Annotated in this window: 22 protein-coding genes; 10 read left to right on the forward strand and 12 right to left on the reverse strand. The window is 63.0% G+C overall.

The genetic code is table 11. The features are described from left to right. Nucleotides 1-6: 6 nt before the first annotated feature. Both B5525_RS02450 and B5525_RS02455 read right to left on the reverse strand, forming a co-directional pair. Nucleotides 7-282 (reverse strand): (2Fe-2S)-binding protein, encoded by a 276-nt coding sequence (locus tag B5525_RS02450; protein WP_079564484.1) that lies wholly within the window; start codon nt 280-282, stop codon nt 7-9. Between the two features lie 179 nt (nt 283-461). After that, a complete protein-coding gene (locus tag B5525_RS02455) occupies nt 462-725 on the reverse strand; it encodes a hypothetical protein (RefSeq protein WP_079564486.1) in 264 nt (87 codons plus the stop codon). Nucleotides 726-892: 167 nt separating this feature from the next. On the opposite strand from B5525_RS02455, the gene B5525_RS02460 reads away from it, so the two are divergent. After that, nucleotides 893-1,210: a hypothetical protein gene (locus B5525_RS02460; protein WP_079572835.1), complete on the forward strand. Its 318-nt coding sequence runs from the start codon at nt 893-895 to the stop codon at nt 1,208-1,210. 239 nt (nt 1,211-1,449) lie between these two features. Beyond that, on the forward strand, nt 1,450-1,734 hold the full coding sequence (locus tag B5525_RS02465) for a hypothetical protein (RefSeq protein WP_079564487.1): 285 nt from the start codon (nt 1,450-1,452) through the stop codon (nt 1,732-1,734). 258 nt (nt 1,735-1,992) lie between these two features. On the opposite strand, the gene B5525_RS02470 is transcribed toward B5525_RS02465, so the two are convergent. From B5525_RS02470 to ettA, 3 genes are all read right to left on the reverse strand, one after another. Beyond that, complete coding sequence (locus tag B5525_RS02470; RefSeq protein ID WP_244567811.1) at nt 1,993-3,192, reverse strand: lytic murein transglycosylase; 1,200 nt, start codon at nt 3,190-3,192, stop codon at nt 1,993-1,995. 47 nt (nt 3,193-3,239) lie between these two features. Further along, on the reverse strand, nt 3,240-3,440 hold the full coding sequence (locus B5525_RS02475) for a hypothetical protein (RefSeq protein ID WP_079564488.1): 201 nt from the start codon (nt 3,438-3,440) through the stop codon (nt 3,240-3,242). A 72-nt stretch (nt 3,441-3,512) separates the two neighbouring features. Beyond that, on the reverse strand, nt 3,513-5,165 hold the full coding sequence (ettA, locus tag B5525_RS02480) for an energy-dependent translational throttle protein EttA (RefSeq protein WP_079564490.1): 1,653 nt from the start codon (nt 5,163-5,165) through the stop codon (nt 3,513-3,515). Between the two features lie 251 nt (nt 5,166-5,416). On the opposite strand from ettA, the gene B5525_RS02485 reads away from it, so the two are divergent. Both B5525_RS02485 and B5525_RS02490 read left to right on the forward strand, forming a co-directional pair. Beyond that, nucleotides 5,417-5,659, forward strand: coding sequence for a hypothetical protein (locus B5525_RS02485; RefSeq protein WP_079564491.1), 243 nt, complete (start codon nt 5,417-5,419; stop codon nt 5,657-5,659). Nucleotides 5,660-5,877: 218 nt separating this feature from the next. Then, nucleotides 5,878-6,837: a D-2-hydroxyacid dehydrogenase family protein gene (locus B5525_RS02490; protein WP_079564493.1), complete on the forward strand. Its 960-nt coding sequence runs from the start codon at nt 5,878-5,880 to the stop codon at nt 6,835-6,837. Between the two features lie 28 nt (nt 6,838-6,865). On the opposite strand, the gene B5525_RS02495 is transcribed toward B5525_RS02490, so the two are convergent. Further along, a complete protein-coding gene (locus B5525_RS02495) occupies nt 6,866-7,834 on the reverse strand; it encodes an NAD-dependent epimerase/dehydratase family protein (RefSeq protein ID WP_079572839.1) in 969 nt (322 codons plus the stop codon). Between the two features lie 450 nt (nt 7,835-8,284). Further along, nucleotides 8,285-9,598, reverse strand: coding sequence for a L,D-transpeptidase family protein (locus B5525_RS02500; RefSeq protein ID WP_154073025.1), 1,314 nt, complete (start codon nt 9,596-9,598; stop codon nt 8,285-8,287). Nucleotides 9,599-9,956: 358 nt separating this feature from the next. Between B5525_RS02500 and B5525_RS02505 the strand changes: the two genes are divergently transcribed. Then, entirely contained in the window at nt 9,957-10,838 is an 882-nt protein-coding gene (locus B5525_RS02505; RefSeq protein WP_079564496.1) for a hypothetical protein, read from the forward strand. Between the two features lie 3 nt (nt 10,839-10,841). Here B5525_RS02505 and sseA read toward each other — a convergent pair whose 3' ends face one another. The 3 genes from sseA to B5525_RS02520 all read right to left on the reverse strand — a co-directional run bounded on the left by sseA (nt 10,842) and on the right by B5525_RS02520 (nt 13,578). Continuing rightward, the gene (sseA, locus tag B5525_RS02510) at nt 10,842-11,705 is read right to left on the reverse strand and encodes a 3-mercaptopyruvate sulfurtransferase (RefSeq protein WP_079564497.1); all 864 of its coding nucleotides are present in this window, start codon (nt 11,703-11,705) and stop codon (nt 10,842-10,844) included. Nucleotides 11,706-11,833: 128 nt separating this feature from the next. Next, nucleotides 11,834-12,247, reverse strand: coding sequence for a rhodanese-like domain-containing protein (locus tag B5525_RS02515; protein WP_079564499.1), 414 nt, complete (start codon nt 12,245-12,247; stop codon nt 11,834-11,836). 155 nt (nt 12,248-12,402) lie between these two features. Further along, nucleotides 12,403-13,578, reverse strand: a complete 1,176-nt coding sequence (locus B5525_RS02520) for a vWA domain-containing protein (RefSeq protein ID WP_079564500.1) — start codon at nt 13,576-13,578, stop codon at nt 12,403-12,405. Between the two features lie 110 nt (nt 13,579-13,688). Here B5525_RS02520 and B5525_RS02525 point away from each other — a divergent pair, with 110 nt between their 5' ends. Together B5525_RS02525 and B5525_RS02530 are read left to right on the forward strand one after the other, a co-directional pair. After that, entirely contained in the window at nt 13,689-13,934 is a 246-nt protein-coding gene (locus B5525_RS02525; RefSeq protein WP_079564502.1) for a GlsB/YeaQ/YmgE family stress response membrane protein, read from the forward strand. Nucleotides 13,935-14,053: 119 nt separating this feature from the next. Then, the gene (locus tag B5525_RS02530; protein ID WP_079564503.1) at nt 14,054-14,896 is read left to right on the forward strand and encodes an AAA family ATPase; all 843 of its coding nucleotides are present in this window, start codon (nt 14,054-14,056) and stop codon (nt 14,894-14,896) included. A gap of 866 nt (nt 14,897-15,762) precedes the next feature. Here B5525_RS02530 and B5525_RS02535 read toward each other — a convergent pair. Continuing rightward, the gene (locus B5525_RS02535) at nt 15,763-16,146 is read right to left on the reverse strand and encodes a DUF4345 domain-containing protein (RefSeq protein ID WP_079564505.1); all 384 of its coding nucleotides are present in this window, start codon (nt 16,144-16,146) and stop codon (nt 15,763-15,765) included. A 326-nt stretch (nt 16,147-16,472) separates the two neighbouring features. Continuing rightward, nucleotides 16,473-17,321 carry a metallophosphoesterase family protein gene (locus tag B5525_RS02540; RefSeq protein WP_079564507.1) on the reverse strand — a complete coding sequence of 283 codons (849 nt, stop codon included), beginning with the start codon at nt 17,319-17,321 and terminating at the stop codon, nt 16,473-16,475. A 431-nt stretch (nt 17,322-17,752) separates the two neighbouring features. Between B5525_RS02540 and B5525_RS02545 the strand changes: the two genes are divergently transcribed. The 3 genes from B5525_RS02545 to B5525_RS02555 are packed head-to-tail and all read left to right on the forward strand — an operon-like array spanning nt 17,753 to nt 20,667. Next, entirely contained in the window at nt 17,753-18,535 is a 783-nt protein-coding gene (locus B5525_RS02545; protein ID WP_079564509.1) for a transcriptional initiation protein Tat, read from the forward strand. 11 nt (nt 18,536-18,546) lie between these two features. Continuing rightward, on the forward strand, nt 18,547-19,530 hold the full coding sequence (locus B5525_RS02550) for a molybdate ABC transporter substrate-binding protein (RefSeq protein ID WP_079564511.1): 984 nt from the start codon (nt 18,547-18,549) through the stop codon (nt 19,528-19,530). Nucleotides 19,531-19,557: 27 nt separating this feature from the next. Next, a complete protein-coding gene (locus B5525_RS02555; protein ID WP_079564512.1) occupies nt 19,558-20,667 on the forward strand; it encodes a TQO small subunit DoxD in 1,110 nt (369 codons plus the stop codon). Nucleotides 20,668-20,864 lie beyond the last annotated feature (197 nt).

Here is a 20,864-nt window from a genome sequence, read left to right on the forward strand (position 1 = left end):
GATCACTCAGGATGCAGCGAGCGAGAACTCGGCGTACACGTCGTCGTGCGCATGAGAATGCGCCTCGCCCCTGCTGTGCCGACATCCGGGCTGGCAGGTTTTCGCGCAGTCACCCAGCGCCGTTTCAACGATGCTCTTTACGGTGCTGGCACAGCGACCGCATTCAACACTGCAACCGAGGCAGCCGTAGACCTGCCTCGCATTGCGTGGAAGATCCTGCGCCGAATTCACGGCACTGCGGACATCGTGGTCGCTAAGGACATTGCAGGAACAAACAATCATGAGAACGGAATTACCTTCGCTGATGCTCAACCATCAGATATTTAAGACCGAGGCGCGAAGCAAAAGGAAAAACCCCACTTTCAAGCAATTCCAAACTGCCCGCGAGAACACTTTGGATCGAGTCTAAAAAGGCTGTTGCGGTAGATCAAAATCCCGATGTTTTACGGGGTCCGCGAGCATCAATCGCCGCCGCCGCCTCCTCCCCCGCTATCGGCGCCGCCGAAATCGCTCGGGTTGCCCGAACTATCCGTCGTCGAGTGATCGCCGCCAAACCAGCTGACGACAGCCCAGCCCTCGCCGCCCGAAGTGCTGGCGCCGTCGATCGAGGTGTCGCCGACCGAGCGGCGATTACGCTTGCCCCTGTCGGCGCGCGTCATCAGCGCGTAGCAGATCATCGAAGTGCCAGCGACCGCGACTCCAAACGCCACCATCGCACCGGTCATCGTTTTCCCCTTCTGCCCAAACCCCCATACACCGTACATTGTGCGCCGCAACATGATACCTGCGAGCGGCTATTCGTCGCCAAATGTGGCGGCGCCGTTCATTGATCATTCAAGGGAAATATGGAAGTTTCGTCGCAACGGATGTGCTCGATGAGAAAGGTGAAGTCATGAGGAAGACTTTGATGGCGCTGGCTGCGATGGCCACGCTGGCGGTTTCAGCGGTGGCGTCCCCCGCCAACGCCCAACGCGGTTTCGGCGCTGGTTTGGCTGCTGGCGTGATCGGCGGCGCCATCGTCGGCGGCGCGCTGGCCGGCCCCGGCTACGGCTATTATTACGGCCCCGGCTACTACCCTGGCCCCCGTTACGGCTATTACGCTCCGGGCTATGAAGCCGGCGACTATTATTATGGCGGCTGCGTCTGGCAGCGGCAGCGGTTCTGGGACGGCTATGGCTGGCGGATTCGCCGCGTACGGGTCTGCGGCTGATCGGCGTTCATCTTCGTTAAAACAGCGCCGGTTCCCGGCAAACCGGCCGTTTTCCCGGGCTATCGAAAAAAGTGGCCTGAAAAAGCCTTCTTTTTCAGTCCAGTAGCCAACAGGGACGTTACGTCGCCTTGGGTAGACGGTTGGCCGCTTGCTAGCTAGACGACCAGCTTCCGAACACGGCATTTTGAGTTACCTTAACCCCGGCGCCTGAAGGCGCCACCTGCAGGAGAGCCCACGACATGAAGAAGACAGTTACCGCTCTGCTGGCCGCCGCAACGGTTGCCGGCTCCCTAGTGTCGGTTATACCAGCCGCCAGGGCCGGGGATGGCCAGATCGCCGCGGGCGTTGCCGGCGGTTTGATCGGTGGTGCGCTGCTTGGCGGGGCGATCGCGGCAAGCCGCCCGGCCCCGGTATATGTTGCACCCGCCCCGGTCTATGTCGAAGAGGCCCCCTGCCGCTTGGTCCGCGAGCGCTTCTGGGATGGTTACGGCTGGCGCTTCCGCCGCGTCCAGGTCTGCGATTGATCTGATCGGCGCCGAATTTACAGCGCCTTGATTTCGAAACCCGGCCAATGCTTCGGCCGGGTTTTTCTTGCGAAATGCATTGTGTATCGGTCGCTTGGTCGAAGCCTGGTCTCAATGTTGACGCGAAGGCAGTGCGCTCCGTCTCTCATAGGGAGAGGGTTGGGGGTGGGGGCGTACGGTCTATCGTTAGTGCGCCCCCTCACCCGCTTCGCGTCGATCTCTCCCAATGGGAGAGGTGGAAGAACGACGATTCGGTGTCTACCGCGCCGCACCAAGCGAGCGCAGCGCCGCTTCGCTCGGCCAGCAGTCCACCTTGAGACCGGCCTTTTTCTGGTAGGCGCCGAGCGCCGCGCGCGTCTGCATCCCGGCCTTGCCGTCGACCTTGTCGGCATAGAGACCGATGCGCGTGAGGCCGCGCTGCATGGCTTCGACGTCGGCGGTGCGCAACTGCGTTGAAGCCGACCACGGCGTCGCGAATGGAAGCGGGCTTGTCATGCGGTCGGAGAGGTGGCCGACGAACAGCACGTAGAGGTCCGAAAAATTGTACTCCTTGATCACGAAGTAGTTCTTCGTGGTCAGGAAGGCCGGACCATAGATGCCCTCGGGCTGCAGCAGTGAGGCCGGCTCGGCTTTCTCGGCGCCGCCGAGCTGTTGTCCGCGCACGGGGACAAAACCCCCGCGCAGCCATTCGCCGATCGGCTTCGTCACCTCCGGCACGCCGATGCTGCAATCGACGTTGGCCGGCGCGCGCACCTCATAGGCCCAGCGCACGCCCTTCTGCCAGCCCTTGTTGACGAGCTGCTGCGCAGCGGAGGCGAGCGCGTCCGGCACCGAATGCCAAATGTCCCTGCGGCCATCTCCGTCGAAATCAACGCCGTGCTGATAAAATTCCGATGGCAGGAATTGCGTGAGCCCGGTGGCGCCGGCCCACGACGCGCGCAGATCCTTGCGCGTCACCTCGCCGTCGCTGATCATCTTCAGCGCCAGGATGAACTCGTTGCGATACTGGTCCTTGCGCCGGCCGACATAGGCCTGCGTCGCCAGCACCCGCAAGCCGTCGTAAGGCAGCGTATAGCGGCCGTAATCGGTCTCGCGGCCCCAGATCGCGAGCACGATGGTGGCGGGCACGCCGAAGCGGGCTTCGATCGCTGTCAGCGAAGGACGGTATTTTTGGAGCAGCCGCTGGCCCTCCTCCGCCAGCCGCGCGATGCTCGCCTCCTTGAGGTAATCGGCCGGCACCTGCACGAACTCGGCCTGCGACGGCGCGCCAGCGGCGGGACGTCCGGGCAGGATCAAATCGGGCAATTTGTAATCCGGCTCGAGGCCGCGCGTCTCGGCATCGAAGGTCGCGCGCGACACGCCGGCGGCCTGCGCTTCCGGCCACAGCGAGGCGATGAATTGGGTGAAGCCTGAGTCGGCGGCAAGGGCGGGGCGCGGCGACAGCAGAAATGATAGCAAGAGGCCGAGCGCCAACGATCGGCCAATATCCAACCGACCCAACCCCGTCACGCGTCGGTCAGATCGAGACGACGTTCGATGCGCTCGATGCGGACGTCCATCCGATCAAGCCGGTTGGACATATTGGCGTGCTGGTTCTCAAGATTGCCGACGCGCTGTTTCATTTCGCGGATATCGTCGCGAACGTCATCGATCGCGCCGCGGATGTGGCGCGAATGCTCAAGAACGATGCTTTCCATTTCAGCCATGGTCCAAAATTATCACAATACCAGACCGTTGTGAACCATGATCCCGGGAGCGCTGTTCGCCTCCCGGCCCAATCACCGCGTCAGCTTCTTGTACTTCACCCGATGCGGGATGACTGAATCCTGGCCCAGCCTTCGCATCTTGTCCTTCTCGTAATCCTGGAAATTGCCTTCGAACCATTCGACGTGGCTGTCGCCTTCGAAGGCCAGCATGTGGGTGGCGATGCGGTCGAGGAACCAGCGGTCGTGGCTGATGATCACGGCGCAGCCGGCGAAATCCTCCAGCGCCTCTTCGAGTGCGCGCAAGGTATCGACGTCGAGATCGTTGGTCGGTTCGTCGAGCAGCAGCACGTTGGCGCCGGATTTCAGCATCTTGGCCAGATGTACGCGGTTGCGCTCGCCGCCCGAGAGCGCGCCGACCTTCTTCTGCTGGTCGGCGCCCTTGAAGTTGAACGACGAGCAATAGCCGCGCGAATTGACCTCGCGCTTGCCGAGAAGAATGAGTTCGTTGCCGCCGGAAATCTCTTCCCACACGCTCTTCTTGCCGTCGAGCGAGTCGCGCGACTGGTCGACATAGCCGAGATGGACACTCTCGCCGATCGTGATGATGCCCTTGTCCGGCTTCTCCTGCGCGGTGATCATGCGGAACAGCGTGGTCTTGCCGGCGCCGTTCGCACCGATCACGCCGACGATGCCGCCCGGCGGCAGCTTGAAGGTGAGATTGTCGATCAGGAGCCGGTCACCATATCCCTTGGTCAGCCCCTCGAAATCGATCACGTTCTGACCGAGCCGCTCGGCCACGGGAATGGTGATCTGCGCGGTCTGGGTCTGCTTCTCGCTGGCCAGCTTCAACAGATCCTCGTAGCGCTGGTAGCGCGCCTTGGATTTGGCCTGGCGTGCCTTCGGCGAGGCCGCGATCCACTCCTGCTCGCGCGCCAGCGTTTTCTGGTGCGCGGCGTCCTCGCGGCCTTCCTGTTCGAGCCGCTTCTGCTTCTGCACCAGCCAGGACGAGTAATTGCCCTCGTAGGGAATACCCTTGGCGCGGTCGAGTTCGAGGATCCAGCTCGTGACATTGTCGAGGAAGTAACGGTCATGGGTGACGATCAGGATCGCCCCGGGATAGTTGCGCAAGTGTCCTTCCAGCCATGACACCGACTCGGCGTCGAGATGGTTGGTCGGCTCGTCCAGCAGCAGCAGCTCGGGCTGGTCGAGCAGCAGCTTGCACAAGGCGACGCGGCGGCGCTCGCCGCCGGAGAGTTTTGTCACATCCGCATCGTCGGGCGGGCAGCGCAACGCGTCCATCGCCTGGTCGACCTTGCTGTCGAGATCCCAGAGGCCGGCGGACTCGATCTCGTCCTGCAGCCTGGTCATCTCGTCGGCGGTTTCCTCGGAATAGTTCATCGCCAATTCATTGTAGCGATCGAGGATCGCCTTCTGCTTGGCCACCCCCAGCATGACGTTCTCGCGCACCGACTTGGCGGCATCGAGCTGCGGCTCCTGCTCGAGGTAGCCGACCCGCGCACCCTCGGCGACCCAGGCCTCGCCGGCATATTCCTTGTCGAGCCCGGCCATGATCTTGAGCAGCGTCGACTTGCCGGAGCCGTTGACGCCGAGCACGCCGATCTTGGCGTCCGGGTAAAACGACAGATGGACGTTATCGAGCACCTTGCGGTTGGGCGGGTAGGTCTTGGACAGACCCTGCATGAAATAGACGAACTGGCGCGCCATCGAGGTCCCTGAAATCGAGAGGATTTATGGAAATTTGCTGCCGCTGATGTAGCGGCGCGGACCCCAAAGGGCAACCGCGCGCCCCTGTTTTCCATCCGTTCACCACGGATCATTACGGGATCGATACCATGCTGACGCCGGATCCGGACAATTGAAACCTTCTTTTAACAAATCAGCCCAAAACTGGCTTTCGACGCCTCAAAAGGCGTTCCCCGCGACAGAAGTCGCCGGCGAAAACAGCGGGCCGCGTCATGGCAACCATCACGTCAGACTCCCTTTCCTCCGCTACCCAGCGGGGAAAACGCGAACCCGCAATCCGGGGCTTTTGGCGCCAGTTCTTCCTCAGGGCATTCGACCCCTATCGCCCGGAACTGCACTATATGCGCGGTCCGGGCCCGGCCTGGCGCGCCAAGCACAAGGCACTGTCGCCCGCGGTCCAGTCGATGGTCGTCGAAATCCGGGCCGCCAAGGCGGTCGGGTCGCCGCGCACCTAACGCCTTTCCGTTTCGATAGAATTGGAACGGGCTTCTGGATTCTTCACCTGGACGGGTCTTCTTGACGCGAACCGGTCTCCGCTTCGCTTGAAAACGCTCCCACGCCAAAATCCATTTTTGAGCGGCAGGCGCTTGCGCGCGCGGGTTTTGCGCGCGACGATGGCCGCACTCCTGACGGCACATTCCGCGCCGTCATCCTCGCTGAGACGGACCTTCCCATGACGCGGCTGCGCTGTGCGATTCTCGATGACTACATGGACCTGACGTTGCGGATGGCGGACTGGTCGAAGATCAGCGATCGCGTCGATGTCAAGGTATTCACCGAACCGTTTGCCTCGCCTGAAGCCGCAGCTGCGGCGCTTGCGGATTTCGAGATTGTCTGTGCGATGCGCGAGCGCACGCCGTTTCCGCGCGCGCTGTTCGCGGCCTTGCCCAAGCTGAAGCTCCTGATCACCTCGGGCATGCGCAACGCCTCGTTCGATCTGGAGGCCGCCAAGGACCATCACGTGGTGGTCTGCGGAACCCAATGGGGCCGCGACCCCACCGCGGCCCTGACCATGGGCCTGATCCTGGAGCTGACCCGCAACATTGGCCGCGAGAGCGCGCGCATGCATGCCGGCGAGTTCTGGCAGAAATTCATCGGCATCGAGATCGAAGGCAGGACGCTGGGCGTGGTCGGGCTCGGCAAGCTGGGCGCCAAGGTTTCGGGGCTTGCGAAAGCCTTCGGCATGAACGTGATCGCCTGGAGCCCGAACCTGACGCCGGAGCGGTGCAAGGAAGTCGGCGTCGGTTACGCGACCAAGGAGGAACTGTTCGCGGCCGCCGACATCATCACCATTCACATGGTGCTGAGCCAGCGCTCGCGCGGCCTGGTCGGAACCGCCGATTTCGCGCGCATGAAGCCGACCAGCTACCTCGTCAATACCGCGCGCGGACCGATCGTCGACGAAACCGCGCTGTTGGAAACCCTGAAAGCACGCAAGATCGCCGGCGCCGCGATCGACGTGTTCTCGGTCGAGCCGCTGCCGCTCGATCATCCCTTCCGCAAGCTCGACAACCTCGTGCTGACGCCGCATCTCGGCTACGTCACCGAGGAGAGTTTTGGAGCGCATTACGGCCAGATGGTCGATGGCATCGACGCCTGGTTCATGGGCGAGCCGCTGCGGCGGCTGGCTTGAGCCGCGAGCGGCGCGCCTGACCTGCCGATCACGCGGCCGCCCTGTGCGCCATGGTTTGCCGTGCGATCACCGCGAAGCCTTCGCGCCATGACGGATGAACCGGCTCCCAATCGAGCTCACGTTTGGCCTTGACGTTCGAGCCGGCCCGCACCTGCGTCATCATGGAAACCATGTGTTCACCCGCCACCAGGCGGGCGATCCAGGCCGGCAGATGAAACGGCGGCTTTGCGCCTAACATCTGCGCCAGCGCGGGCAGCCACTCGCTGACCTCGGCGGGTTCGTCGTCCACGATATTGTAGATGTTGCCGGGCTTGCCGCGTTCGACCGCCCTGACGGTAGCGGCAGCGGCGTCGTCGACATGCACGAACGACCACCAGCCGCCGCCGTCGCCGATCAGCGGCACGCGGCGGTGACGGATCTGCTCGATCATGGCATGATCCAGCGTCCCGGTGTCCGGCCCGTAAAACGTGCCGTAGCGCAGCACGATGCCTTCGGGCTGCGACGAGGTGGTGACGTCGTGCTCGAGATGCCGGATCGCCTCCAGGCTCGGGCGGAGCTCTTCCGGCGGATCGGGATCGAGTTCATCGGCTTCGGTTTTGACGGCAACGCCGCTGCGGACATAGGGCCAACCGCAGTAGCTCTGGGCGATGAAGCGCTGGACGCCGGACTCGCGCGCGGCCGCCAGCAGGTAATCGGTGCCCAGCGTCCGCAGCCGGTTGCTGGCGGCGAAGGCGCGATTGAAATGCCTGAGGTCGGTTGCGCCGGTCAGATCGGTCATTTCGTGAATGATGACGTCCGGCTTTGCGGCGGCGACCGCCGCGCGGATCGCCGCCGCGTCGAGGCCGTCGGCGACGACGGGCTCCGCGCCCATCCGTCGGATGAAATCGGCCTTGGAAGCCGTGCGGGTCAACCCTACGACGGAATGGCCTGCCGTGATCAGGGCCGGAACGAGCGGACGGCCGACGGCGCCGGTAGCGCCTGCAACAAAGATTCGCATGGCTGAGTTCCTCTCAATCGTTGCATTGGACGCGATCGCCAAGCCTGCGGGCAATATCAAACGCTGCCGTGCTCGATACGCGACGATCTGCTGGCGAAACGTCAGATGATCGGAACGTCTTCGACGACCGAAGAACACAAGTTCCGCGCCACGGTCGAAGTATTCTTCGCCTTCGTGGAAGAGCAGTCCGACTGAGTCAGAATCCTCCTGATCGCGCCGCAAGGAAATCCCGTCACAGTCAAATTGTCGCGATGCGTCCAGCAGGGCGCGACAGGCGCAATTTCACGGTTCCTGAAATCCTATCTGCCGGATGGCGCAACCAGGCAGCCCGCGGCCGCCGGCGAGTTCCTCAAGCAGGACTGCACGCGCTTGCAATTGCAGAACACAACAAAAAAGGCGCGCTCGGCGCGCGCCTTTTTCCATGATGTCTGTTTGGCTCGATCGAAGCGGCTAGCGCACCGTCACCGGCGCGGGCAGCGGCGGCACCACGGTCGGCTGCGTGCCGCCAACCGGGCCGGCGTTCGGTCCGGGGATCGGCGCGGCTGAGGCGGTGGTGGTCGAAGCCGGCGGGGCGCCGCCGGGCAGCACGACCACGCGGGTGCCGACCTTGACGCGATCGAACAGGTCCGAGACGTCCTCGTTCAGCATCCCGATGCAGCCCGACGAAACGAATTTGCCGATGGTCGAGGGCTGGTTGGTGCCATGGATGCGATAGACCGTATTGCCGAGATACATCGCACGCGCGCCCAGGGGATTGCCGGGGCCGCCGGCCATGAAGCGCGGCAGATAGGGCTGACGATCGATCATCTCCGGCGGCGGATGCCAATCCGGCCACTCGGCCTTGCGGGTGATCTTCTGCACGCCGGTCCAGGTAAAGCCGTCGCGGCCGACGCGGACTCCGTAGCGAATCGCGCGTCCGCCACCCAGCACGTAGTAGAGATAGGTGTTCGGGGTATCGACGATCAGCGTTCCCGCGGGTTCCTTGGTGGCGAAAGTGACTTCCTGCCGGCGCAGCTTCGGCGCGAGTTCGGCCGGACCGGCCTCCGGTTGCTCGTCCGGTGGCAGCGCGGACAGCACCATTGGCTTGCCGTCGGCGCCGATCGGCGCCGGCTGCACCGAGCCTGTGACGCTGTTGGGAGCCGGCGCCGCGATGACCTCGGGCGGACGCAGGCCGCGGTCGTCATTGGGATTTCCGGCTCCAGGAGCGCGGTCCGAATAGATCACCGCCGGCGGACCATTGGGCCGACCGTAACGGGGGTCATCGGGCGACATGACCGGGCCGGTCGGCACCGCGCGGTCGGAATAGACCGGCGGCGCGCCGGCCGGACGGCCGTAACGCGGATCGTCCGGCGACATCACCGGGCCGGTCGGCACCGCGCGGTCGGAATAAACCGGCGGAGCGCCAGTCGGACGACCGTAACGCGGATCGTCGGGCGACATCACCGGGCCGGCCGGCGCGCCACGATCGGTGTAGATCGGCCGGGCGTTTTCGGGATGGGCGTAACGCGGATCATCCGGCGACAGGATCGGGCCGGGCGGCGGCAGCGCGTTCGGCGCCTCGTCATCTTCCAGCGAATCAAAATCCGGCGCACCGGGGCCACGGCGATAATCGGCCGGATAGCCGCCAGGAGGATAAGGCTGCGGCGCCGTCGTATAGACCGGACCCGGCGGGGAGACCGGATACCCTTGCGCCAGCGCGAGCGAGGTTCCCGCCGCACCCGCCATCAGGGCAGCACAAATCGTCAGAATGCGTTTGCTCATCATCGCTGTTGTATAGTCCCCAAGCAGACACCGTACGGTTAATGGGCAGATGGCCGAAGATAGCGGCGCATTCAAGACAAATCCGCTAACTCGCGCCCGTTTCGGCATTTTGTGATCCGCAGCAGCACCGTTGCAGCTAAGCCTCACCGGGTGAGGAAACGACTGTCGGGCCTTCCCGAGGGCTTTATTCCGCCGAATTGTACCAACCGCCACGGCAACCTTGCGGTATCCTTGAACCAGCCTGATTCGCTGCGCGCTGGGTGCCCGATGCGTCGCGAACACGGCCAATTCAGTGGTCACCGCGTTCCCAGATGCTCATAGGCCTTCGCAAATCTCAAGCGAAGGCGGAATTTGCCTGTCCATGCTGCCCGGCTTCCGTTTTTTGTTCGCGGCGACGTTGTTTACGATGTCGATACTGGTCTTCGGGCTTGGCGCAACGGCGCTACTGCGGGCGGCCCATGAGCAGTTCGCCAGCAACCCCTCCTGGCACGCCGCCCCGGAGGCCACGTTCGCGCAACAAGCCGAAGCCCCAAGGGACGCCTCGAGAGACGCCTCAAGAGAAGCGTCTAGGCCTGTGCTCGCGATGCTGCGATTCGAGCCGCCGGCCACGGAGCAAAAGGCATCGGACGGTACACGGGCAATCGATCCTTCCGCGATTCCGCCACCAGTAGAGCCTGACGGCAACGCCGCGCTGGCGCAGGACTCGGCAGCGCCGCCAGCCGCTGCAAAGCCCGACATGCCGGCCGCGGAAAATCCGGCACCAGACCAGGTTGCGGCAGTGCCAAGCGATACGCCCATGGCTGACGCCACGAAGGCGGCATCCCTCAGCGATGCCAAGGTCGCGTCCACCGAGCAGGCCGCAACCGAACCGGTCTCGCAGCCGGCGAACGACGCCATCCCAACTGCAGGCGTAACCGATGCGGCGGCGTCTTCGCAAGCCGCCGCGCCTGGAGCCGACGTCGCCTCGGTGAAAGTCGCCGCGCTCGACAATCCGTCCGCCACCATCGAGCCGAAACCGCCGGCCAAACCCATCGGCGCCATGCCGGACCAAGCCAAGCCCGACCAAAGCGCGATCAAGAAGCGTCTGCGGGCGCGGCGGGCGGCGCAGCGGCGCCGAATGGCGGCGCGCGCGGCGCGGGAGGCATTGCTCCTGGCGCAACGGCAGCAGTCGGTTAACCCTTTCATTCAATCCTTCCCTCAGCCGCAGCCGGCGCCGATAGGCGCAGCGGCGCGCACCCGCTGAGTTTCAGGCCGGACCAGTCGCCACCGGCGGACCGTCGGGCAGGCCCCATTCGGCCCACGAGCCATCGTACAGCGCGGTGCCGCGCACGCCGAGCCGATACAGCGCGAGCGTCAGCACCAGCGCGGAAACGCCGGAGCCGCAGCTCGTCACGATTGGTTTTGCCAAGTCGACGCCGGCGCCGGTGAAGGCCTTGCGCAGTTCCTCGAGCGGCTTCATGGCGCCGGTCGCGGCGTCGAACAATTCGGCATAGGGCACGTTGCGGCTGCCCGGAATGTGGCCGGAGCGGCGGCCCGGCCACGGCTCGGCGACCGTGCCCTCGAACCGCGCCCGCGGCCGCGCATCGACCAGTTGCTCACGCCGGCTGTCGAGATTGCCGAGCAATTGCTGCTGGCTGCGTACGAAGCTGGAATCGAGGGTGGCCTGGAATTTTCCGGGCTTTGTCGGGGTGACCTTTCCGGAATGGGTCGGGCGCCCCTCGCGCAGCCATTTCTTCAGGCCGCCGTCGAGCACCTTCACCTTGGGATGGCCGAACGACAGGAACATCCACCACGCCCGGGGGGCTGCGACCCAGCCGCCGGAATCATAGGCCACCACGGTATCGTCACTGGAAATCCCGAGTGCTGCGACGTCGCGCGCGAACTGCTCGGCACTCGGATACATATGCGGTCTCGGGTCATCGGGGTCGGCGATGGTGTTGACGTTGAAGAACACCGCGCCCGGAATGTGTCCGGACAGATAATCATCCGATGGCAGCGGCAGCACGCCGGGCATCTTGTAGGACGCATCGATGATTTTCACCTTGGGATCGTCGAGACGGGCGGCAAGCCAGTCGGTGGTAACAAGCGGATCGTCGGTGGATGATGTCATTGGATGCAAAATCCTTGTTGTCATTCCGGGGCGCGCCGAAAGGTGCGAACCCGGAATCCAGAAGTCGTTATCTCGATCTCGAGATTCCGGGTTCGCGCTGCGCGCGCCCCGGAATGACGAAGGAAACGTCAGTCCTTCTTCTTCGGCTCCCACTTCTCCACCGGGCCGCCGGCGTCGCGCCAGGCGGCAAAGCCGCCAGCCATATGCGCGACCGGCTTCAGCCCCATGTCCTGCGCGGTCTTCGCCGCCAGCGCCGAGCGCATGCCGCCGGCGCAATGAAAGATGAATTTCTTATCCTCCTGGAAGATCGGCTTGGCATAGGGGCTCGCCGGATCGATCCAGAATTCCAGCATGCCGCGGGTGCAGGAGAACGCGCCCGGTATTTTGCCGTCGCGCTCGATCTCGCGGGGATCGCGGATGTCGACGATCACGACGTCGTCGTTATGCGCGATCCTGATGGCGTCGGTGGCGCTGACGGTTTCGATCTCGGCATTGGCCTCGTCGATCAGCGACTTGATACCGCGGTGAATGGTCTGGGGCATTGCTTGCACCTCCGTTATTTACTCCCGTCATTCCGGGGCGATGCGAAGCATCGAACTATGGTGCGCAATTGCGCACCTGAGAATCTCGATCGAATTCCATCATCTCCAGATTCCGGATCGGTCCTTCGGACCGTCCGGAATGACGACAGGACGTTCTACCGTACCAGTTCCTTCATCGCGCCTTCGAGACCTTCGATGGTGATCGGGAACATGCGCTCCGAAAACAGCCGGCGGATCAGGGTGGTAGATTCCGAATAGTCCCAGTGCCGCTGCGCCACCGGGTTGAGCCAGACCGCGTGCTGATAGGTGCGAATGATACGATCGAGCCAGACCGAGCCCGCCTCTTCATTGACATGCTCGACCGAGCCGCCGGGCACCATGATCTCGTAAGGCGACATCGAGGCATCGCCGACGAACACCACCTTGTAGTCGTGCGGATATTTATGCAGCACGTCCCAGGTCGGCGTGCGATCGGTGAAGCGCCGCTTGTTCTGCTTCCACACGCCCTCGTAGAGGCAGTTGTGGAAGTAGAAATATTCCATGTGCTTGAATTCGCTCTTCGCCGCCGAGAACAGCTCCTCGACCTGCTCGATATGGGAATCCATCGAGCCGCCGATGTCGAAGAATACCAGAACCTTGACCGCGTTGCGCCGTTCGGGGCGCATATGCACGTCGAGATAGCCATGGTTGGCGGTCTCCTTGATCGTGGTGTCGAGGTCGAGTTCGTCCGGCGCCCCGGTGCGGGCGAACTTGCGCAACCGCCGCAGCGCGATCTTGATGTTGCGGATGCCGAGCTCGACATTGCCGTCGAGATCCCTGAACTCGCGCTTGTCCCACACCTTCACCGCGCGGTTGTTGCGGTTCTTCTCCTGGCCGATCCGCACCCCTTCGGGGTTGTAGCCGTGGGCGCCGAACGGCGAGGTGCCGGCGGTGCCGATCCACTTGTTGCCACCCTGGTGGCGACCCTGCTGCTCCTTCAGGCGCTGGCGCAGGGTCTCCATGAGCTTGTCCCAGCCCATCGCCTCGATCTGCTTCTTCTCCTCCTCGGTGAGGTATTTCTCCGCGAGCTTCTTCAGCCATTCGGCCGGAATGTCCGCCTTCTCCATGGCGTCGAGCAGGCTTTCCAGCCCCTTGAACACGGTACCGAACACGCGGTCGAACTTGTCGAGATTACGCTCGTCCTTTACCAGGGTCGCGCGCGACAGATAGTAGAAATTCTCCACCGTCTGCTCGGCGAGGTCGGCGTCGAGCGCCTCCATCAGCGTCAGATATTCGCGCAAGGTGACCGGGACCTGGGCGTCGCGCAGCGATGTGAAGAATTGCAGGAACATGGATCACAGATTGCCCGCCGCACCGTGGACGTCAAGGGCAGAGGGGCCTAGACCTGCCCGGTTTTTCAACTAGAATTGAGGTTACAGGGCTTTTCAGCGGGGCATTTTCGATGGGTATCTTGGCGGCACTCGTGATCGGCGCGATCGCCGGCTGGCTCGCCGGCGTGATCGTGCGCGGCGCCGGTTTCGGGCTGATCGGCAACATCGTGGTCGGCATCATCGGCGCGCTGGTCGCGGGCTGGCTGTTGCCGCAGCTGCATGTCGAACTCGCCTCCGGCACGCTCGGCTCGATCCTCGACGCCACGATCGGCGCGGTCGTCGTGCTCGTGATCCTCTCGCTGATCAAACGCGTTTGACAAATTCCTTTGATCCCCGCATCCAGCGCACAGGCGGCGGTTTCCCGTTCAGGCAACGGCGCGGAGTCTTTGCTCAAGAAAGATCCGCGCTCAAGAACAAGCAACAAGGCAACGACTAGATGAAATTTACCGGCACCAAGAACTACGTCGCCACCGACGACCTCAAGGTCGCCGTCAACGCCTCGATCGTGCTCGAGCGCCCGCTGCTGATCAAGGGTGAGCCCGGCACCGGCAAGACCGTGCTGGCCGAGGAAGTCGCCAAGGCGCTCGGCGCGCCGCTGTTGACCTGGCATATCAAGTCCACCACCAAGGCCCAGCAGGGCCTTTACGAATACGACGCGGTGTCGCGCCTGCGCGACAGCCAGCTCGGCGACTCCCGGGTTTCCGATATTTCGAATTACATCAAGCGCGGCAAATTGTGGGAGGCCTTCACCCACGAGAAGCGCCCGGTGCTCCTGATCGACGAAATCGACAAGGCCGACATCGAGTTTCCCAACGACCTGTTGCTCGAACTCGATCGCATGGAGTTCTTCGTCTACGAGACCGGCGAGAACATCAAGGCGAGCCTGCGCCCGATCGTGATGATCACCTCGAACAACGAGAAAGAATTGCCGGACGCCTTCCTGCGCCGCTGCTTCTTCCACTACATCAAGTTTCCCGACGCCGACACCATGAACAAGATCGTCGACGTGCATTTCCCCGGCATCAAGAAGCGCCTGGTGGAAGAAGCGCTGCGGATCTTCTTCGAGGTGCGCGACGTGCCGGGCCTGAAGAAGAAGCCGTCGACCTCGGAATTGCTGGATTGGCTGAAACTCCTGCTCAACGAAGACATCACGCCGGAGATGCTCAGGGAGCGCGACCCGCGCAAGCTGATCCCGCCGCTGCATGGCGCGCTGTTGAAGAACGAACAGGACGTGCATTTGTTCGAGCGGCTGGCGTTTCTGAGCCGAAGAGAAGTGTGAGCGGGATTTCGTTTTCAAACGGCCTGCCATCGCAGAAGAACGCCTCGCCTCTCCTCTTCTCCCCTCCCACCCGCGAAGCGGCGGGGTCGAGACGAGCGAAGCTCGCTCTTAGGGGTCGGGGGCGGGGGGTGCCTCGGCAAACTCTTTGCCAGAGAAGTAAACTGATAGACCCCCCACCCCCTACCTCGAGAGCGAGCTTTGCTCGCCTCGGACCCCGCCACGCGCAAGGGCGCGTGGTGGGAGGGGAGATCACCGCGCACGGCTTCGCGATCTCGCCGCGCGTTTCGCGCGAGGTTTTACCGGTTCGTTCCGCCCTCCCGCATCAGAGGGCGCAGGGAATGCCGGGCGCCCGATGCGCCCGATAGCCGCGTGTGCAAGGATAGTGGTAGAACGCACACGCGTTAGTCAGGTCACACCGGAATCACCCGGCATTCCCCGCGCAATGGTTTTACGGCTTATAACGCGCTCTCCCCGGTGACCGGGCTTTCTTGCCACCGTCGCCCCTGAGAAATTTGCACCTCAGGAACTTGACGCCAGCGTCGGGGCGTCAGGACCACACGCCTTCGCCGTCCGCCAGCCGCATCGCCCGTCAAGCGCGCACCCAGCGTCCACCGCATCCCGCTCCGCGTTTCGTGACGTTGCGCAACGCCCCTCTGAGGAGCGGGACGGCGAGGGTTATAAAGGTGATTTGCCATTTCTGAAAATCCGAATATTTTCCCGAAAGGGGCTAGACAGCAAATTCGATAAACGGACTGATTTGCCCGTCGGGTCACATTCGCCAACCACTTCCGCTCTATGCCGAGAAGCGGACATCTTCGGTGCCGGTTGGCAGTTCCGAAAAGTGCCCAGAAGCGGACTCACGAAAGTCATCTCGGTAAACGGGCCTGCCACCAGATGAAGAAGGGCGCACCAATGATTTCCAAAACTGTGAACCCAATGAATGGTAGCGGCGGCAGAGCGAGAAAGAGCATCGACGCCAGGCGGCCTATTCCACCCAGAAAAATCATGCCCCACAACACACGAAATAAAAGTGTTTGCTTTTCTATATTTGGAATGAGCAGGTAAAGTGAAAATCCCAGGCCCAACCATACGCCGCCAAAGAAGCGAAGATTGCTATCGAGCACCGCGTTTGCGGGAATTCCAACCGAAGCGTAGAGCGGATCGCTGAGGCCAAACATGCCAATGATCCCGGTAAGAACAGGGATGGCACCTAATAGCGCCATTGCGATCTGTAGCCCACGCTTGTTCATGTCGCTGCTGCCGGCTTTATCAGGCGCGAATAGCTTTCCGCTGTATCTGGCCAACATTGTGACGCGGGGTGCCGACGCGTAGGGGTGTTTCGCCACATCGCTTCACGCAAAAACGACCATGGACCTTCGTAGCGCCACTACAGGGCCTTGCAGCGGCAAGAATGTCCAAGAATCAACTTTCGCGAGATGTTCGGAGCAGCTCGATTTTCGACTTTTGCAACAATATCTGCCAAAACCAGAAGTCAGCATATTACTTCTCGGAGAACCGGCTCCATCGGTTTCGACAGAGCGATGTCTTTTTGCCCGGGAGCGGGTGCGAGCCTACGTCAGCCGGCGTGGGGTGGAGGAGAAGGCGGCATATCGCGCAGGAACTGATAGCGGCCGTGCCCCTTGATTGCGGCCAGGTCGTGCGAGACCAGCTCACGTGGCCGTTCGATTGTGACCTCGACATTGTTTTGAGAGAAGTCGAGTACCGTGACGCCGCAACGGCCATCGCCGCCACGCGCCTGCGCGGCGGCAAAGGCGACGGCAGGTACCCATAGATGCCGCTGGCCGCCGAACGTGCGGTCGCGATGTTGATGCAGGTGACCGCTGACGATCAGACGCACGTCGGACCGATCGAGCCTGTCGAGCAGTCGTGCCCGCGCCGACGGCACCATGCATGAGGGACTCAAGACATCGTCGATTGGACCTTCGAGGAAGACCGGCTTGTGCAGGAACAGCGCGGTGGGCCGCCCGGCGGCGCTCAACTGCTCGTCGAGCCACTGATCCTGTGATTGTTCCCGCGCGAGGCCGGAGCCGAAGAGCTGCGCGTTGACACCGACCAGGCGCCAATCTCCGGCGTCCAGGACCCAGCGATCGGTGGCAAAAGAGCCGTCCCATCGTGCGAGCCGGTCTGCATTGATGATCTGGTCAGGGTCCTGGCCGGGTGGCTCGTCGCCGACGTCGTGGTTGCCAGGCAGGGCCATGACACGCGCGCGCAGGTTCCCCAGCGCGGTGGCTGCGAAGGCGATCTCGGCGTCACTGTCAGGTCCGTTGATCGCCAGGTCGCCATTGACGATCACCGCATCAGCCTTGGCGCCGTCGGCAAACTCGCGCGCCACGCACCAGTTCTCCCAGAAGAAACCGTGTGTCGGCGAAAGGTGGATGTCCGATAGAACGACGATGCGGGCCATGCCGGCTCCCTAACCCTGTGCGGGCAGGCTAGAACACCGAGACAACAGTGATGTGAACGCTTTCGCCGGTGAGGTCGGCCTCGGGTCAAAAGCGCCGTTTTGGCAATCGGTCGACGGCTTCCGTTCTAACCCTATGACCGACAAGCTCCGAGTGCGCGGGGATGCCTCGAGAGCGCCAATACGAGCACACGCCTTCACCAGCGATGGACCCGGCCGCCTCCGCATCGGCTCCGGCGATTGTTAGACCGAGTACCGGCGCGCGCAAATCGCGAGAATCGAAATCCCGCATCGTTTCATCACAAGAACCGATCAGATCGATCCAAAAATTGCGTTGGAACCACTTCCGCAAGTCCTTACCTCACAGGTTGAAGACGGGCTCGCTGGAGAAACGCTCCATTTGTCCGCCGCACACGCAGCTTGAGGAGGCACGAATGACGATCGATAACTCACGGCGCAGCGCTCTTGTCGGCTTTGGAGCGCTGGCGGTCGGCGCCGCGGCACTTGCCGCTGGTCCCTCGCGCGCCGCTACGACCGAGCGCATCATCCCGCCCGGCGCCCGGGAGCTCTCCGATTTGATGGACCGGTTGCGCCGCGCGCCTCGCCGACGCGATTTCAAGACCACGCCGATGATTCTCCAGCATCCTGATTTCTGGGATGACGAAGCGCTCAAGGAGATCATCGCCTATCGCGGCACGCGGAAGCAGGTGTGGAACAACACCGCTCTCGCGAGTCCCTGGCTCAACCTGATGCGCAACTCGATCAATGCGCAGATCTTTTCCTTCGGACACACGGATTTTCTTGCCGTCTCCGCCACACACGGCACGGCTCACCTCGCATTGTTCGACCAGGCGACGTGGGACAAGTACGAACTCGCGGCGCTTGCCGAGGCCAAGTTCAAGACCAACACGCTGGCGGTACCCAAGCCGGCCCCAACTGCTTTCGCGCAAAGCGAGGATCCCGAAAGCGTGTTCGGGCCGGACGGCGACACCATCCCCGCGCTGCAGGACCGCGGCGTCGTCTTCATGGCTTGCCACAACGCGATCTGGGAGGTGACCGCCAAGCTCATCGCCTCCGGCAACAATCCGGATCACGCCTCGCACGAGGCGGTGGCGGCCGAACTGACCAACCATCTCATCGACGGCGTGGTGCTGACCCCCGGAATCGTCGCAACGATTCCGGAACTGCAGCAAGCCGGCTTTCACTACGCGGCGTGAGGGAGGCTCACATGCGCAAGACAGCCTTTTGCACCGCGGTGCTGGCCGCCGCCATCGTTCTGCCGCTCGCCGCACACGCCGCGGAACCGGTCCGGCACGATCCGATCTTTCCACCCTGGCAGCACGGAGAGAACAACGACACGACACAGCGCGGCCTCTCATTTACAGTTCCTGAGGTAGACGACCTTGCCGATTTCCATGGCAACGTGTCTGACCCGAAGCTCGTGCTCTATGTCGGTGGCAATTACTTCTTCGCCATGGCACCGCTGGTTGCGGCCTTCGAGCAACAGCATCCCGAATTCAAGGGAAGGATCTACTGGGAAACCCTTCCGCCCGGCCTGCTCGAGAAGCAGATCGAGGCCGGCGGTACCGTCACCTCGGGCAACATGACCTGGACGGCGAAGCCGGATGCCTATTTGGCAGGCCTCAAGAAGGTTCAGGGCCTGATCGATCAGGGCGTGCTGACCGGTGCGGCCGTCCCTTACGTCACCAATTCCCTGACGATCATGGTGCCGGCGGGCAATCCGGGCCATGTCAAAGGTCTCTCCGACCTGGCGCGGCCCGGCCTTCATGTGGCGATGCCGAATCCCGAGTTCGAAGGTATCGCCCGGCAGATCGAGGCCTCGCTGAAGGAAGCCGGCGGTGACGCGCTAGACACGACCGTTTACAGGACGAAGGTTGCCCACGGCAGCACGGTTCTGACCCGGATCCATCATCGACAAACGCCTCTCTTCCTGATGCAGGGACGCGCACAGGCCGGCGTAACCTGGCAATCAGAGGCGATCTTCCAGGAGCAGATCGGTAATCCGATCACCCATGTCGACATCCCGTCCGCGCAGAACTCAATCGCGATCTATGCCGGCGCGGAGGTGAAGGGTGCGGCGCATGCGGAGGCGGCTCGGCTCTGGTTGTCGTTCGTCCGTTCGCCCACCGCCCTTTCGATCTTCGAACGCTACGGATTCAAGCCCTACACGCGCGCCGCGTCGGCCGATTGATCGCGCGCCACTTCAGGAGATGCACTCATGTCTACTCTTTCTTTTACATCCGCACCCGGTGTGGCGCGATCGACCGACAATGCCCATCGTTTGACCGAAGGCCAGCGCATGTGGCGAACGGCGGCACTTGCCTTGCTTTCGGTCCGCGTCATCCAGGGCTTCATCTACTGGGGCGGCGGCTCCCGGCGCTTCATCTACGCGCCCTCGAAGCTGAACCCGGACGCGCCCACCTGGATGGCGAACAAGTTTCAGACCGCAATGCCCGGTGCGCTGTTCGGCACCGACCACGTTATCAGTTTCATGCTGCACCACTTCTGGCTGCTCTATGCCGGCGTGATCCTGTTCAGTGCCGCCGAACTGATCGTCGGCGCGATGCTGATGGCGGGAGCCCTGACCCGCGTCGCCGCTCTGGTATCGATAGGTTTTTCCGTGCTGCTGATGGCGATGTTCGGCTGGCAGGGCGCGACCTGCATCGATGAATGGACAATGGCCGCCTGCAATCTCGCTATGGGCGCAACGCTGCTGCTTGGCGGCAGCGGCGCTTGCTCGATCGACAACGTCTTGATTCGTCGCAATCCCACGCTGGCAGAAAAACCCTGGTTCCGCTGGATGGCCGGAAGCCTGCCGTTGCCGCTCAAGGATATCGCCTTCCGCAACCTGACGTTCGCGGTGCTCGGCTTCGTATTGGTGTTCGATATCGGGACCTACAGCTACTATCGTGGCTCGGTAGTGACGCCGTTCCATGGCGGACCGGTCAGCCCGACGAAGCATCATCTCACGCTCAGCGACGCCAGATTGCTGCCGGATGGCTCGGTTCGCTTTCACGTCTATCTCGATGCCGGTACGCCCGAAGCGCCGGTGCATGTCGTCGCAGCCGATCTGCGCGACGCCAACAACCAGCCACTCGCGCATTACGACGCCGCCGCGCTCTCCGCGTTGCCAAAGACCGCCTTCATGAACGATTACGCCTACAACAAATTCGCGCCCGGTCCTTTCGGGGTCCGAGCGCCGATGGGAGCTGCCGCCACCGTGACACTGCCCCCGCCTGCCTCCGGTGCCACTCCCCAGGCGAGATTCATTCGGCTCACGGATGTGGACGGCCGGACCTTCGCGACAACGCTGGACGGCAAACCTTAGGCCAAAGGCCGGGCTGGATACCGGACAGCGGCATCCGCCCGGTCGCCGATCGGCCATTGGGTGCGGGCGTTGGCGGTGGGCAAAGTATCCGCATATCGCTGATGAGCACCGGGCCGTCGAAGCGCGGCAAGTCATCGCCCATACACCAAAAAACTGAAACGATGACTTTCAATTATTTCTGTTTCGCTGGTTGAGCC

It is taken from the genome of Bradyrhizobium erythrophlei, from assembly GCF_900129505.1.
In the GTDB taxonomy this organism is placed as follows: domain Bacteria; phylum Pseudomonadota; class Alphaproteobacteria; order Rhizobiales; family Xanthobacteraceae; genus Bradyrhizobium; species Bradyrhizobium erythrophlei_D.

What these genes read in the sequence shown, in the direction of transcription:
- ettA (WP_079564490.1), bottom strand. Translation starts at nt 5,165, where the DNA reads ATGGCGCGCCAGTTCGTCTATTTCATGCAGGGTCTGTCCAAGACCTAC.
- B5525_RS02530 (WP_079564503.1), top strand. Translation starts at nt 14,054, where the DNA reads ATGAAATTTACCGGCACCAAGAACTACGTCGCCACCGACGACCTCAAG.
- B5525_RS02490 (WP_079564493.1), top strand. Translation starts at nt 5,878, where the DNA reads ATGACGCGGCTGCGCTGTGCGATTCTCGATGACTACATGGACCTGACG.
- B5525_RS02550 (WP_079564511.1), top strand. Translation starts at nt 18,547, where the DNA reads ATGCGCAAGACAGCCTTTTGCACCGCGGTGCTGGCCGCCGCCATCGTT.
- B5525_RS02520 (WP_079564500.1), bottom strand. Translation starts at nt 13,578, where the DNA reads ATGTTCCTGCAATTCTTCACATCGCTGCGCGACGCCCAGGTCCCGGTC.
- B5525_RS02460 (WP_079572835.1), top strand. Translation starts at nt 893, where the DNA reads ATGAGGAAGACTTTGATGGCGCTGGCTGCGATGGCCACGCTGGCGGTT.
- B5525_RS02450 (WP_079564484.1), bottom strand. Translation starts at nt 282, where the DNA reads ATGATTGTTTGTTCCTGCAATGTCCTTAGCGACCACGATGTCCGCAGT.
- B5525_RS02495 (WP_079572839.1), bottom strand. Translation starts at nt 7,834, where the DNA reads ATGCGAATCTTTGTTGCAGGCGCTACCGGCGCCGTCGGCCGTCCGCTC.
- sseA (WP_079564497.1), bottom strand. Translation starts at nt 11,705, where the DNA reads ATGACATCATCCACCGACGATCCGCTTGTTACCACCGACTGGCTTGCC.
- B5525_RS02515 (WP_079564499.1), bottom strand. Translation starts at nt 12,247, where the DNA reads ATGCCCCAGACCATTCACCGCGGTATCAAGTCGCTGATCGACGAGGCC.
- B5525_RS02455 (WP_079564486.1), bottom strand. Translation starts at nt 725, where the DNA reads ATGACCGGTGCGATGGTGGCGTTTGGAGTCGCGGTCGCTGGCACTTCG.
- B5525_RS02555 (WP_079564512.1), top strand. Translation starts at nt 19,558, where the DNA reads ATGTCTACTCTTTCTTTTACATCCGCACCCGGTGTGGCGCGATCGACC.
- B5525_RS02535 (WP_079564505.1), bottom strand. Translation starts at nt 16,146, where the DNA reads ATGAACAAGCGTGGGCTACAGATCGCAATGGCGCTATTAGGTGCCATC.
- B5525_RS02505 (WP_079564496.1), top strand. Translation starts at nt 9,957, where the DNA reads ATGCTGCCCGGCTTCCGTTTTTTGTTCGCGGCGACGTTGTTTACGATG.
- B5525_RS02465 (WP_079564487.1), top strand. Translation starts at nt 1,450, where the DNA reads ATGAAGAAGACAGTTACCGCTCTGCTGGCCGCCGCAACGGTTGCCGGC.
- B5525_RS02525 (WP_079564502.1), top strand. Translation starts at nt 13,689, where the DNA reads ATGGGTATCTTGGCGGCACTCGTGATCGGCGCGATCGCCGGCTGGCTC.
- B5525_RS02545 (WP_079564509.1), top strand. Translation starts at nt 17,753, where the DNA reads ATGACGATCGATAACTCACGGCGCAGCGCTCTTGTCGGCTTTGGAGCG.
- B5525_RS02500 (WP_154073025.1), bottom strand. Translation starts at nt 9,598, where the DNA reads ATGATGAGCAAACGCATTCTGACGATTTGTGCTGCCCTGATGGCGGGT.
- B5525_RS02475 (WP_079564488.1), bottom strand. Translation starts at nt 3,440, where the DNA reads ATGGCTGAAATGGAAAGCATCGTTCTTGAGCATTCGCGCCACATCCGC.
- B5525_RS02540 (WP_079564507.1), bottom strand. Translation starts at nt 17,321, where the DNA reads ATGGCCCGCATCGTCGTTCTATCGGACATCCACCTTTCGCCGACACAC.
- B5525_RS02485 (WP_079564491.1), top strand. Translation starts at nt 5,417, where the DNA reads ATGGCAACCATCACGTCAGACTCCCTTTCCTCCGCTACCCAGCGGGGA.